The 13794-nt window shown below is 47.8% G+C and carries 10 protein-coding genes; 9 read left to right on the top strand and 1 reads right to left on the bottom strand.

Annotated elements, in window-relative coordinates:
- Positions 1-434 precede the first annotated feature (434 nt).
- Positions 435-1499, top strand: coding sequence for a 50S ribosomal protein L3 N(5)-glutamine methyltransferase (gene prmB / locus ACZ2XM_RS09095; RefSeq protein WP_490588535.1), 1065 nt, complete (start codon positions 435-437; stop codon positions 1497-1499).
- 157 nt (positions 1500-1656) lie between these two features.
- The gene (gene aroC / locus ACZ2XM_RS09090; protein ID WP_490588222.1) at positions 1657-2760 is read left to right on the top strand and encodes a chorismate synthase; all 1104 of its coding nucleotides are present in this window, start codon (positions 1657-1659) and stop codon (positions 2758-2760) included.
- A 143-nt stretch (positions 2761-2903) separates the two neighbouring features.
- On the opposite strand, the gene ACZ2XM_RS09085 is transcribed toward aroC, so the two are convergent.
- Complete coding sequence (locus ACZ2XM_RS09085) at positions 2904-3746, bottom strand: carbonic anhydrase (RefSeq protein WP_490588221.1); 843 nt, start codon at positions 3744-3746, stop codon at positions 2904-2906.
- A gap of 464 nt (positions 3747-4210) precedes the next feature.
- Between ACZ2XM_RS09085 and ACZ2XM_RS09080 the strand changes: the two genes are divergently transcribed.
- From ACZ2XM_RS09080 to ACZ2XM_RS09050, 7 genes are all read left to right on the top strand, one after another.
- Positions 4211-5029 carry a hypothetical protein gene (locus ACZ2XM_RS09080; RefSeq protein WP_490588220.1) on the top strand — a complete coding sequence of 273 codons (819 nt, stop codon included), beginning with the start codon at positions 4211-4213 and terminating at the stop codon, positions 5027-5029.
- Positions 5030-5456: 427 nt separating this feature from the next.
- Complete coding sequence (serC, locus tag ACZ2XM_RS09075; protein WP_490588219.1) at positions 5457-6575, top strand: 3-phosphoserine/phosphohydroxythreonine transaminase; 1119 nt, start codon at positions 5457-5459, stop codon at positions 6573-6575.
- Between the two features lie 370 nt (positions 6576-6945).
- Positions 6946-8751, top strand: a complete 1806-nt coding sequence (locus ACZ2XM_RS09070) for an extracellular solute-binding protein (RefSeq protein ID WP_490588534.1) — start codon at positions 6946-6948, stop codon at positions 8749-8751.
- A 102-nt stretch (positions 8752-8853) separates the two neighbouring features.
- A complete protein-coding gene (gloB, locus tag ACZ2XM_RS09065) occupies positions 8854-9633 on the top strand; it encodes a hydroxyacylglutathione hydrolase (protein WP_490588218.1) in 780 nt (259 codons plus the stop codon).
- A 148-nt stretch (positions 9634-9781) separates the two neighbouring features.
- On the top strand, positions 9782-10846 hold the full coding sequence (locus ACZ2XM_RS09060; protein WP_490588217.1) for a microcin C ABC transporter permease YejB: 1065 nt from the start codon (positions 9782-9784) through the stop codon (positions 10844-10846).
- Between the two features lie 72 nt (positions 10847-10918).
- Positions 10919-11953, top strand: coding sequence for an ABC transporter permease (locus ACZ2XM_RS09055; RefSeq protein ID WP_490588533.1), 1035 nt, complete (start codon positions 10919-10921; stop codon positions 11951-11953).
- The gene (locus tag ACZ2XM_RS09050) at positions 11931-13712 is read left to right on the top strand and encodes a dipeptide ABC transporter ATP-binding protein (protein ID WP_490588216.1); all 1782 of its coding nucleotides are present in this window, start codon (positions 11931-11933) and stop codon (positions 13710-13712) included. Before ACZ2XM_RS09055 ends, ACZ2XM_RS09050 begins: the two co-directional genes overlap by 23 nt.
- The last annotated feature ends 82 nt before the right edge of the window (positions 13713-13794 follow it).

The raw sequence follows: 13794 nt of genomic DNA, 5'->3' as shown, positions 1-13794 counted from the left end.
AGTAACTGCCTTTATTAGCGGTATAGCAGACCAATTTACGTAGCGTTGCTTACCAAAATAGAGCCATTATTGACATTACAGTAACGTTGCAGCATCTTCTTAGAGGCATTGTCTAGCAGGTATTACTGCTAAACAGTGAGTAATGCTATGCTTTTGGCTCGCTTATATTTATAGAGGCTTTTATTTTAATAGCCTTTATTAGCATATTTTTTATCTTAATACCCTTTATAATAAGCTTGCTATAATTAAACGTTTTTTAGTTAATTTAGTCCCTTTTAATCCCTATTTTTACTTCGTAAACAAGGCCAATTATGTCAGACCACGAAACCATGAGCGCTGCAGACTTCCAAAACAGTCAGGACAATGACGCTAGCCAAGAGAGCTATGAGAGCTATAATCTGGATAGCGCACAAAGCTTTATTGAAGACGAAGATATGGCAGTACTGCAAGCGCAACTCGCAGAAGCCAGCCAGTCGCTATACAGCATTCGTGATTTTATCCGTTTTTGTGTGACCCAACTGCGCCGTTATGATGTGGTCGTAGCGCAAGGTACCAATGATGAATTTGCCGAAGCCGCTGCTATTGTTCTGCATACTTTGTCGCTAGACTGGTCTGCCGATGAGCAAATCTTAGATTGCCGCTTAACGGACAGTGAAAAGCAGGAAGTCCTCACCTTATTACAAGAGCGCATCACTTTACGTATGCCGCTTAGCTATCTCATTAATCTAGCTTATTTCTGTGATTTGCCTTTCTATGTGGATGAGCGGGTCCTAATACCGCGCTCGCCCATTGCAGAATTAATCCGTCAGCAGTTTTATCCGTATTTTGATGCCGATGAGCGTGCCCAGCCTTTGGGTTTAGCCAGCGTGAAAGCGGATGCCGATGCGTCGCCATTTTTTGACCATGGTTTAGAGCTAAAGCAATTGGCACATCCTGAGCGTATTCTAGATATGTGTACGGGTTCTGGCTGTATCGCCATTGCCTTAGCGTCGCGCTTTATCGATGCGACGGTTGATGCTGCGGATATTGATAAGTCGGCTTTAGAAGTCGCCTCAGTCAATGTGGACCATCATAATGTTAATCATCAAGTGAATTTGATTGAATCTGACCTATTTAGCAAAATACCTGCAGAGAATCAATACGAGCTAATCGTGACCAACCCGCCGTATGTGGATGCGGAAGATATGGCTAATTTGCCCCAAGAGTTCTTATACGAGCCGGATCATGCTTTAGCGGCAGGTCAAGACGGTTTGGATTTAGTACACCGTATTTTATATGAAGCGCCAGATTATCTGACCCGTGATGGCTTGCTAGTCTGTGAAGTGGGCAACAGTGAGTGGGCGTTAAACCAAGCCTATCCTGAGATTCAGTTTGATTGGTTGCGCTTTGCCAAGGGTGGCCGCGGTATCTTTGCCATCACTTACGAAGAGCTGATGGACCACCGTGATGAGTTTGCGCAGTATGCTATGGCATTGGCACAAAATACCCCAAGCCTCTAATAGGTTTGAATTCTTGCAGGTTTGGAGTCTTGATTACTGGCTTAAGCCGTCGTTGCATAATGACGGTTTAAGACTGCAGTCATTTTCATACAATGAAGTATTTGGTTTATTCTTACCGTCATCGTTACGGTGTATCGCAAAGTAAATAGGGCAGCATATGGCAGGCAATAGTATTGGGCAGGTATTTCGAGTCACGACCTGTGGTGAGTCGCATGGCGCAGGGTTATTGGCTATCGTAGATGGTATTCCACCTGGTCTAAGCTTGGCAGCAGAGGATTTGCAGGTTGATTTGGACCGTCGTAAGCCAGGTACGTCGAAGTACTCAACCCAGCGCCGGGAAGCCGATGAAGTTGAGATTATCTCGGGTGTATTCGAAGGGAAAACCACAGGCACCTCGATTGGCCTATTAATTCGCAATACCAACCAAAAGTCTAAAGACTATAGCGATATCAAAAACACCTTCCGTCCGGGCCATGCCGACTATACTTATAGTATGAAATATGGCTTTCGTGACTACCGTGGCGGCGGGCGCTCATCGGCTAGAGAGACAGCCATGCGAGTGGCGGCAGGGGCTATCGCAAAGAAATACTTAAGCGATACCTTGGGGGTGCAAATCCGGGGTCATGTGACGCAAATTGGGGATGAATACGCCAAGGTGCAAGACTTTAGCCAGATTGATTGGGACTATGTGAATAGCAACCCGTTTTTCTGTGCGGACAGCGAGGCGGTGCCCCGTTTTGAAGCCTTAATCGACAGCCTGCGTCGTCAAGGCAGCAGCTGTGGCGCTAAGCTACAAATTATTGCTGCTGGCGTGCCAGTGGGGCTAGGGGAGCCCGTCTTTGATCGTTTGGATGCCGATCTTGCCCATGCTCTAATGAGCATCAATGCAGTCAAAGGCGTTGAGATTGGGGATGGCATGGCGGTCGCCGGTCAGTTCGGTCATCTATCACGTGATGAGCTGACCCCAGAAGGTTTTACCGCCAATCATGCTGGTGGTATCTTGGGCGGTATCTCTTCAGGGCAACATATCACGGCTAGCATTGCACTCAAACCGACTGCCAGTATTACCACTAAAGGCCGCAGTATCGATACCCAAGGTGAGCCCTTAGAGATGATTACCAAGGGCCGCCATGACCCTTGTGTGGGCGTGCGTGCGACCCCTATCGCTGAAGCTATGATGGCTATCGTCATACTAGATCACTACCTGCGTCATCGTGGTCAAAATGCGGATGTGACTCAGCCTGTATCCCCTATTGTGTAAAGGTTTATTGGCAGGCAGTTAGCGCCTTATTCTAGAAAAAGAAAACCCCAAGCATTTAATCAGCGCTTGGGGTTTTTGCTTAGGTAGGATAGTTTTGGTTTAATAGCTTTAGCTGAACCGTTTTAGCCGTTCAAAACGGTAAACTAATTACCTAATTGCTCTACGACCCGCTCACCTTGCGGGCGCACTGGACGGTTATTACCATCGTATAAGTCATACATAATGGCAAATTGATCGCTAGCCAAGCTTATCGGCTGCTTGGTCACATACCACTGTACTTGCTCAGAGCAAGGTGGGGTAGTTAGCGAACCATCGTAATGATAAAAGGTGGGTGCATTGGGAATCAGCGCGGCTAGATTGACGTTATTCGCGGTAAATCCTACGTTATTTTCAATGCTTAACTGAGTACCGTTTAATAAAATTCGCAATACGGCATTGGCTTGGCCCGGCTGCAGCATAACCCCGATAACCGCAAGATTGCCTTTGGCATTAGCATGGACGAAATGCAACTCACCGGGATAGTTTTTACCCGCCAACTGATGCTCGCTAGGGATATGGTAGTGGAACTGCTTAAGGGTATATTGCTCACCCTCTAGCGTTATCGCATTGGTAGTAGTGGTTGGGGTATAAACTATGGTATGGCCGTTATTATGAATCTTAATATCGGCCGCTTGGCTATAATTAATGACAGGTGCCGCGCTTTTACTGGCCATCACTTGGGTGATATTGATTGGGGATTGCGCTTGACCAATTTTGCAGGCGCTAGCATTATCTAAATTACCCCAAAATTCAGGACCAGTAGCACCCGTATAGGACCACGCAGGGTGTGTGGTGCTCGTTTTATGGCTAGCGCTTACTGCTGCCGGAGCAGTAGCCGTAGGCATTTTTTCAAGGACTTGATAGTTGCTGCTGCAACCGCTAAAGCTAGCACTTAAACCTAATGCGCTTATAGCCAGTAGGGCAACGCTTAGAGGGTGACGAGTCATGGTAATGTCCTTTATATGGCTAAAATAACGCGAATAAAAAACCACTTTTTATAGGCGTTATTGGCCTGTCTTGTTGGCAAACATAAGCGCAGTAACGCTTCGCCAGAAGACTTGCAGAGATAAGTTTTAACAAAATTATAATCAATTAGCAATTAAATAGTATAATTATTATTAATTTTATTTAACAGTGAACGGTCGCTGCCCCGTTAATTAGCAAGATGATCAGCAAGGCAGTTAGCAATCTTATCAGATACAAATAGCGGCTGAATTGGTGTTCCGTGCTATCATAGCATCAGTGAATAAAGGCTCTGTTGCCAACCGCTGAAAAAGTAATGTCCGCTGTAATTATGCAGGCGTGTTACTTTATGAGCTTGGGCAGTAAATGCCTTTGTTTAAACTGCTAGCTATTGTTTTTAATGCTCTTTTTCATATTTTTTTATACCAATAATAAGCCTCAAACCATTATGATGACCCAGCAGCGCCAAGCCCAACGTCGACAGATATTAGCCATGATGGGGGTCACGCCTTGGGTGGGACGCGAGGCAGTCACGGCAGACTTACAAGACATGCTAGCGGCAGCGCCTGAGTCAAGTACGGCTGAGTCGCTAAGCATGGCTACGGCAGCAGTCACTCCTAGCAGTCCGGCTACAAATCTGGCTATAAGCCCGACCCACAGTTCGCCCAATAGCGCCGCTAGTGCTGCCTCTGACAGTGCGGCAATGACTGGCTCACCGGTTAGCAGCAGTGGCTATGAAGGCTCAGCATATACAGATTCGGGCTATCCGCCTATGCCGGATGACATCACGCCTAACAACACCCCCTTTGATCCGCAGTTTGGCTATTTTGATAATAACCCAGCCGCCACCGCTAATACCCCTGTGGTCTCTAGCAGCGACTTTGCCGATGAGGAAGAAGCGCAGATTCCCATTGAGCCGTTTACCTTACAGGGCATTCGCTATAATAATTGGGTGCTGTTAGTAGATAGTGCTGCCTTGAGCGCAATGGGACAAAAGCTTTGGCAAAATATGCAAGTAGGCTTATCCAGCCGATGCGAGTCCTTGGCATTTCCTTTTTGCAAAACCATGTCTACCCTTGATATGGCCAATGCGAGCTTGGCGGGCTTTGTCTTTAAATTAGGCGGTAGCGAGCATATCCAAGTAGCCGCCTTAACCGACTTGCCAGAAGGATTGGACCACGAGCAGATGGTGCGTGCGCCCTTATTAGAAGAGATGCTGGCCGAGCCGGCGCAAAAGCGACAATTGTGGCAATTGCTTTGCGCTTAATCTGCGTGCGCGGGTAGGCTATCGCAAGCTTTTTAATGCAAAAACCTTAGTCAATTCAAAGTAATAATCTAACGGGTAAATATGATTTTTACACTAGCTATCTCAATCCTAGATATGCTAATTTAGCAGACGCTAATAGCTATGCTAATAACTATGCTAATCATAGGGCTATAGGGCTATAGGGCTATAGGGCTATAGGGCTATAGGGCTATAGGGCTATAGGGCTATAGGGTTGTTGGCGCGTTACGCTGTGCTAAGATCTGCACAGAGTAATTATCCGCTATTGTCAGCATCAACATTAATTTTTCGTGCCTTAAATTATCTATACCATTAATTAACCACTTAGTGTTTTACCCCTGGGCTTATTTTTATTTGTTTTCTCTTTATTTCTCCACTCTTCCTTTGTTTCTACTTTATAGGACATCCAATGACTCAGAATACCTCGCACACTACTGCCAAACGTTTACCCAATTTCTGCGCAGGTCCCGCGACTATGCCGACGCAAGTCTTAGAACGCGCGCAAGCTGACCTTTTAGACTGGCAAGGGCGTGGCCTATCGGTGATGGAGATGAGTCATCGTAGTGCGGATTATGTCGATATTGCTGAACGTGCCGAAGCCAAGCTGCGCCAATTGATGAACATTCCGAATAACTATAAAGTTTTATTCTTACAGGGCGGCGCTAGTCTACAGTTTTCTGCTATCCCGCTAAATTTACTGGGTGGTGGTACGGCCGATTATCTCAATACCGGAGCTTGGTCAGGTAAAGCGATCAAAGAAGCGCAACGTTATGAGGCGCTAGGTCTGGGCAAGATTAATGTGGTAGGTAGTGGTAAAGCCAGTAACTTCACCGACGTGCCGGATATCAAGGACTGGACGCTGAGCGACAATGCTGCGTATTTCCATTATTGTGCTAACGAAACTATTCATGGTTTGCAGATTTTTCAGCCACCGCAAGTGGGTGCGCCGTTAGTGGCTGATATGTCTTCTTGCATTCTGTCGCAGCCTATCGATGTCAGTCAGTTCGGTATGATTTATGCGGGCGCGCAAAAGAATATTGGTCCTGCCGGTTTAGTGATTATCATCATTCGTGAAGATTTAATCGATAAAGCCAGCGAGTGGTGCCCGATGCTACTCAATTACGCCCATCAAATCGATAAAGAGTCGATGTCAAACACGCCAGCCACTTATTCATGGTATCTGGCTGGGTTGGTGTTTGATTGGTTAGAAGAGCAGGGCGGTGTTGAGGCTATCGGTAAGATTAATCAGCAAAAAGCCAAGCTGTTATATGATGCCATCGATAACAGCAGCTTTTATGCCAACCCGGTGGCTAACGCGCATCGCTCCATCATGAACGTGCCGTTTACCTTAGCAGACAGTGCGCTAGATAAAGTATTCTTGCAAGAGTCTGAGCAAGCAGGCTTATTAAACCTGAAAGGTCACCGTGATGTGGGCGGTATGCGCGCCAGTATCTATAATGCTGTGAGCCTCGATTGGGTCAGTCAACTGGTTGACTTTATGCAAGAGTTTGAGCGCAAGCATGGCTAAGTTAATGGCTAGGGTTAAGAGCTATTCTCATGGATATGCGCATGGCTAAATCAACTTAAAGCTTAGTGGTATTGTCGTGATAAAGCGGCATTGGCTACTGATTTACCGACAGCTGTCTTTACCTGTTGGCGTACTCTTTAGATTATGAGTGCACCGATGGGTAAGACAGCTGTTTTCGCCTATGAGTTTTGCTATGATAAAGGTTAATGTGCCGCATAAGTCTGTCCCTATGTCCGTGATATCTGCTTTAGCAACGCTAGTCTCACCTGTACGCGCCGCACCCGTCTGCGTCTCAATGCTACCGGGCGGGTCACGGGCTGCGATGAAGCCAGCTTATCTTGAAGTCGGGACGCCTTTATTGGCGGCAATTATGGCGATTACGGTGTCGCTGCCATTGGCCACTGTAAGCCATGCCGAAATTGTCACCACGACCGCCTTAGGGCATAACAGTACGGCGGTGTATAAAGATGCGCCTTATATGCCGTATGCCAATCCCAACGCGCCGACCGGGGGCACGCTATCGTTAGATGCGCGCGGCTCCTTTAATAGTGCGAAAAAATGGACGACCACGGGCATGCCGATGGCGGGAACCGACTATCTTTACGATACGCTGATGACCGGCTCGCTCAATGAAGCTTTTACTATGTATCCGCAACTGGCCAGTAAAGTCACCTATGACACCGAAGATGCCAGTTGGATCATTTATCATATCAATCCGAAAGCACGCTTTTGGGATGGCACTGCTGTCACCAGTAGCGATGTTAAAGCCACCTTTGACGCCCTGCTTAGCAAAGGGCCGATGTCGATTCGCAGCTATTTAGCGGATATTAAAGCGGTGCAAGTGCTCGATGCCAATAGGGTGAAATTTACCTTTCAGTCCGCAGACAATCGGGAAATCCTACTTACAGTAGGGCAGTTTCCTATCTTCTCTAAAGCCACCGTCGATAGCGACTTTGATAGCATCAGCTTTACCCCGCTTATGGGCAGTGGCCCGTATAAGCTCGCGAAGGTAGATGCAGGCCGTAGCGTGACCTATGTGCGTGACCCTAACTATTGGGGGCGACAATTGATGGTCAATCGTGGCCGCTATAACTTCGATAGGATCAAGTTTGTCTACTATGGCAGCGATGAGATTGCTTTTGAAGGCTTTAAATCTGGACAATATCGTTTTCGTAGCGAAAATAAAGCGTCCAATTGGGCAAAGTCTTATGATTTTCCAGCCACACAAGCAGGCTTAATCGTTAAAGAAGAAATCGCTAATGGCAACCCGATGCCGATGCAGGGCTTTGTGATGAATATGCGCCGGCCGCTGTTTCAAGATATTCGGGTACGCCAAGCCTTGAGCGCGGCTTATGATTTTGAATGGATGAATGCGACCTTATTTCATGGTCAATACGAGCGCCCGCAAAGTTACTTTCATGGCTCAGAGCTGGCAGCGAAAGGTGAGCCCTCAAAGGCAGAGTTGCAAGTCCTCAAGCCATTATTGGCCAAACTTGAGCCGGTGCAGCGTCAAGAGGTGATGCAAGCCTGGCAACTGCCTAAAACTGATGGCAAAGGCTTTAATCGGCAAGGCTTGCTCAAAGCGCGGCAGCTGCTATTAGACGCAGGCTTTTATTATCAAGATATGCACCTCTATCAGCCCGATGGCAAACCGGCCAAGCTAGAGGTTTTGATGACCGGCGACACTATGGGGCGGGTGATACTGCCGTATATCCGTAGTCTGCAGCGCTTAGGGTTTGATGCCAAACTGCGCCAAGTTGATGCTCCGCAGTATTACGAGCGGGTGCGTCGTTTCGATTACGATATGATTGTGGATGTGTTTGCCCAGAGTCTGTCGCCTGGGGCAGAGCAAGCCTACTTTTGGGGCAGTAAAGCCGCTGATGAAGTGGGCAATAGCAACACGGCGGGCATTAAAAACCCAGCGATTGATGCGGTGATAGCCAAGCTGATAGCCGCTGATAATCGTGACGAAATTATTTTATACACCAAAGTGCTAGACCGCTTATTACGCGCCGGCTACTATCTAGTGCCGACTTATGGTAAATCGACCACAAACGTCGCTTACTGGGATCAATACCGTCATGTCGCAAAACTGCCGAGCAATGCAGTGGGGATTGACTATTGGTGGGTCGATCAGGCGGCTGAAGCCAAAATTAATGCGTATTTAAAACGCTGATCGGCTGCCGTAAACAATTAAGGCCTAGATTTGTATACAGATATCCCTATACCCTGTTTGGCCTAGCCTGTTTTTAGCGCACAATACTTTCCAAGGAATTTTATGAAAATTACTATCCAACCCATCAAAGCCTTTTCGGACAATTATATTTGGACGCTGATTAACGATACCAATAAACAGGCGATTGTCATTGACCCAGGTCAAGCTGAGCCAGTAGCGGCTTTTCTTAATAAGCAGGACTTGGACTTGACCGCGATTTGGACCACCCATCATCATTTTGACCATACCGGCGGGGTGGCAGAGTTGCGTGAATACTTCCCAATGACCCATGTGGTCGCCCATGCTGAGCACGGGGTAGACCCCGACCAAACGATTAAAGATGGCAGTTCGGTGAGTGCTTGGGGCGCCAGTGTTCAGGTTTGGGATATATCAGGACATACCAACCATCATATGGCGTATGTCTTAGATATTGACAATCAAAAGCACGTCTTCTGCGGTGATACCTTATTCAGCGCCGGTTGTGGCCGCGTGTTTACCGGCACTATCGAGCAATTGTATAACAGCTTTAAACGTCTGAATACTTTGCCAGAAGACACTTTGCTATATCCCGCTCACGAGTATACGGCGAATAATCTACGCTTTGGCTTAAGTATTGAGCCGGATAATATTGCTATGCAAGCCGCTTTGGAGATCGCACAAGAAAAAACCAAGCATGGCAAACCCACCTTACCGGTAACCTTGGCCCATGAGCGCAAAGTGAATGTCTTCTTGCGCACGGACAGTCTCGAAGTCATCGCTGGGGTAAAAGAAAAAATCAGCTTAGCGGATGAGAAGCCTTTAACCATTTTCGCAGCTTTGCGCGAGCTTAAAGATAACTTCTAAGTTATATTATTAGTGGGTAGCTGCTGCTTAATCTTAGATGCTGCTTAGCTACTAAGTGTTCGCTGATGTTCATTATTGATGTTCATTATTGATGTTCATTATTAATATTAATTACTAATACGCAATCAAGCAGGTTGGGATAGACATTATGGGTCGATATATTCTTAAGCGCTTGCTGCTCATTATCCCGACGCTATTTTTAATTTTATTGGCCAACTTTGTCATTGTGCAGGCGGCACCAGGCGGTCCTGTAGAGCAGCAGATCTCGCAGATTGAACAAGCGGCAAAGTTTGATGCGGTCAATCCTAATGCGGCTGGCGGGTCGAAGGGTCAAAGCACTTATCAAGGCACGCGTGGCTTGTCCGATGAGATGGTGGAGGCGATCAAAGCTCAGTACGGCTTTGATAAATCCGCCCCTGAACGCTTTTGGTTGATGGTAAAGAGCTATGCCACCCTCGATTTTGGCGAGTCTTTCTTTAAAGGCCAGCCGGTTACCGAGTTGATTATCGATAAGCTGCCGGTGTCTATTTCCTTAGGGCTTTGGAGTACGCTGCTTATCTACCTGATAGCTATCCCCTTAGGCATCTATAAAGCGGTACACAATGGCAGCGGCTTTGATAAAGGCTCGGCATTATTGCTGGCTATCGGACATGCCATCCCGGTCTTTGTCTTTGCGGTGATTCTGCTGGTATTGTTTGCTGGCGGTAGCTATTGGCAATTATTCCCTCTGCAAAATCTCACCTCGGAAAATTTCGATCAGCTCAGCGCCTTGGGTAAAATTAAAGATTACTTTTGGCATTTGGCCTTGCCGCTATTGGCGAGCACGGTGGGCGGCTTTGCCGGCCTGACCTATCTGACCAAGTTTAGTTTTTTGGAGGAGCTGAGTAAGCAATATGTGCTCACTGCTAGGGCGAAAGGACTGGGGTGGCGACAAGTGTTATACGGCCATGTCTTTCGCAATGCCATGCTGATTATTATTGCTGGCGTGCCGGCGGCTATCATCGGGATCTTTTTTACTGGTAACTTTTTGATCGAGATTATCTTTAAGCTTGATGGCTTAGGTTTGCTAGGCTTTGAGGCCATTCAGCAGCGTGATTATCCAGTGATATTTGGCTCTTTATTTATCTTTACCTTGGTGGGTTTACTGGTGCAGTTAATCAGCGATATTAGCTATCATTTAATCGATCCTCGCATCGACTTTGAGGGACGCTAAATGTCAGATTCTGTAACGCCCGACTCTATGCATAATCGTACAGCCGATCAAAGCGGGAATTTTAAACCCGCTATGCCCGCTAAAAAGTCATTATTTAGCAACCCTATTTGGCGGGCGCGACTACAGCGCTTTCGGCGCAATCGCTTGGCTATGATTGCCTTAGTGCTGTTTGCTATTATATTTGTCCTTTGTATGGCGGTGGAAGTCATTGCCAATGACAAGCCGCTAGTGGTGCAGTATCAGGGCGATTATTACTTTCCAATCGTTAAGGCCTATCCTGAGACCAGCTTTGGCGGGGTTTTTGAAACCGAAGCCGACTATAAGGACCCGGCAGTAAAAGCGCTTATTAACGCGGACGGCTACTATGTCATGCCGCCGATACCCTTTGCCGATCAGACCCCTAATGTGGAACGGGCTGTGCCTTATCCTGCGCCGCCCAATGTACAAAATTGGCTCGGTACCGATGATGTCGGCCGTGATGTGTTGGCGCGTATCTTGTATGGCATGCGCATTTCGCTATTGTTTGGCTTAGCACTGACCGCAGCAGGGGCAATGATTGGCATTATCGTGGGCGCTATTCAGGGCTATTACGGCGGTTGGGTGGATTTAGCCGGGCAGCGCTTTATGGAAGTGTGGAGTGGCATGCCGCAGCTGTTTATGATTATTATCTTAGTCAGCTTATTTAGCCCCAGCGTTTATATTCTATTTGCCTTGATGCTATTGTTTGGTTGGATGGGACTGGTCGGTCTGGTGCGGGCTGAGTTTTTGCGTGCGCGTAACTTTGATTACGTACGGGCTGCACATAATCTAGGGGTGTCTGATTGGCAGATTATGACCCGCCATATCTTACCCAACGCCTTAGCCTCAAGCTTATCGCAATTGCCTTTTATTTTAACGGCCAATGTCATCGCGCTGACCTCCTTAGACTTTTTGGGATATGGTTTGCCGCCGGGCTCGCCATCATTGGGAGAATTGATGGTGCAAGGCCGTAATAACCTAGATGCGCCTTGGCTGGCACTGTCCGGATTCTTTAGTTTGACCTTTATTTTATCGCTACTGATCTTTATTGGGGAGGGGCTACGCGATGCTTTTGACCCAAAACACTAATGGCTCTACTACTAATAGTCCTGCTATCAATGCGCCCGCTGCTGATTCTCATGCTGAGCCGGTATTGTCGTTACGCGGGTTAACGATAGCTTCAGCCAATGCAACCTTAGTAGACCAATTATCTTATGACTTATTTGGCACGCAGACCCTAGCGATTGTAGGCGAGTCCGGATCGGGTAAATCGATATCGAGTTTGGCTTTGCTGGGGTTATTAACAAATAGCCTAAGCATATCTGGTGAGCTGACGCTGGCCGGGGTCGGGCAGTTACCATTAGCCAATAAGCCGAACTTGAGCAGCAGTGCGACCAAGCAGGACAAACAACGCGAGCATAGCTTTCAGCAGATTCGCGGTACCCGTATCGGCATGATCTTTCAAGAGCCAATGACCGCGTTAAATCCTTTGCATACGGTGGGACGCCAGCTTGCCGAGAGCTTAATGCTAGCCGGCGTAAAGAAGTCTGAGATTGCCCAGCAGCGGTTAAGCCTGCTTAATGATGTCAATATCACCGACCCTGAAGCCAAACTTGCCCGCTATCCCCACGAGCTCTCAGGAGGGCAGCGCCAGCGGGTCATGATTGCTATGGCTCTAGCGCAGCGCCCGAAGATTTTGATTGCTGACGAGCCCACCACGGCGCTCGATGTCACCTTGCAGCACGACATACTGACCCTGCTCAATAGGCTAAAAGCTGAGTACGGTATGGCGATGATATTAATTAGCCATGACCTAAATTTAGTCCGCCGCTATAGCGATAATATTATTGTGATGCGGCAAGGCCGCGTGGTCGAGCAAGGCGCTACCGAGGCACTGTTTGCCAATCCGCAAGCCGACTATACCAAGCTATTGATGGCGCATGATTTTGGCAGTGCTTTATCGATAGCAGAATTAGAGAAGCTTAAAGACAATCCACAAGCCCCTTCAAAGACAACCTCGACTCAAGGTCAAGGGCAAGGGCAACAAACGCCGTTATTAACTACTGATAACCTAGGCGTGGGCTATCCTCTACAAAAGGGCTGGCTAGGCGCTACCAAGACCTGGTCAGCGGCCTTGGAGTCATTGAGCATTACCTTGCAGCCCGGTTATGCCTTAGGCATTGTTGGTGAGTCAGGGTCGGGTAAGACCACCGCGGCTTTGGCCATTGCGCGGCTGCTGAGCCAGCAAGCCCAAGTGACCGGCCAGACCCGAATAGCGGGGCAAGATATCTATAGCCTGAGTAAGGCTGAGCTAAGACAGTTTCGTGCTGAAGTACAGATGGTCTTTCAAGATCCGTTTGCCAGTATTAACCCGCGCTTTACCGTCAGGCAAATCGTTGAGGAAGGCTTATTGGTGCAGGGACAGGATAAGGCCCGTCGCGAACAGGCTGTTTTGGAGGCTTTGACCACGGTGCAACTGCCGGTAGAGTTGGCTGATCGCTATCCGCATGAGCTATCAGGCGGTCAACGGCAGCGGGTGGCATTGGCTAGAGCTTTGGTGATGCGACCCAAATTGATTATTTTAGACGAACCGACCTCGGCACTAGACAGTACTACCCAAGTGACGGTGGTGGCGCTATTGCGGCAGATTCAGCGAGATTTTGCTATTGGTTATATTTTTATTAGCCACGACCTAAACGTGGTGCGGGCGCTATGCCAACATATCGTTGTGCTAAAAGCAGGCCAGTGTGTCGAGATGGCAGAGACCGAAGCGCTGTTTAATCAGCCACAGCATGACTACTCAAAACAGCTGATGCAAGCCAGTGTGGCTAGTGCAAACTTCGCTTAAACCTGCAACGCTAGTAGGTATGAGGTTATTAGGCATGAGCATGGCAGTATGCAGAGACTGCCTAGCGGTTAATTATCGTATT

This window comes from Psychrobacter sp. CoH-33_TS_01 (assembly GCF_058189395.1).
This window is presented reverse-complemented; position numbering and strand designations above follow the sequence as displayed.

Coding starts and splice junctions, on each gene's coding strand:
- ACZ2XM_RS09050 (WP_490588216.1), top strand. CDS start 11,931: ATGCTTTTGACCCAAAACACTAATGGCTCTACTACTAATAGTCCTGCT.
- ACZ2XM_RS09070 (WP_490588534.1), top strand. CDS start 6,946: ATGGCGATTACGGTGTCGCTGCCATTGGCCACTGTAAGCCATGCCGAA.
- serC (WP_490588219.1), top strand. CDS start 5,457: ATGACTCAGAATACCTCGCACACTACTGCCAAACGTTTACCCAATTTC.
- ACZ2XM_RS09055 (WP_490588533.1), top strand. CDS start 10,919: ATGCCCGCTAAAAAGTCATTATTTAGCAACCCTATTTGGCGGGCGCGA.
- ACZ2XM_RS09085 (WP_490588221.1), bottom strand. CDS start 3,746: ATGACTCGTCACCCTCTAAGCGTTGCCCTACTGGCTATAAGCGCATTA.
- prmB (WP_490588535.1), top strand. CDS start 435: ATGGCAGTACTGCAAGCGCAACTCGCAGAAGCCAGCCAGTCGCTATAC.
- ACZ2XM_RS09060 (WP_490588217.1), top strand. CDS start 9,782: ATGGGTCGATATATTCTTAAGCGCTTGCTGCTCATTATCCCGACGCTA.
- ACZ2XM_RS09080 (WP_490588220.1), top strand. CDS start 4,211: ATGATGACCCAGCAGCGCCAAGCCCAACGTCGACAGATATTAGCCATG.
- gloB (WP_490588218.1), top strand. CDS start 8,854: ATGAAAATTACTATCCAACCCATCAAAGCCTTTTCGGACAATTATATT.
- aroC (WP_490588222.1), top strand. CDS start 1,657: ATGGCAGGCAATAGTATTGGGCAGGTATTTCGAGTCACGACCTGTGGT.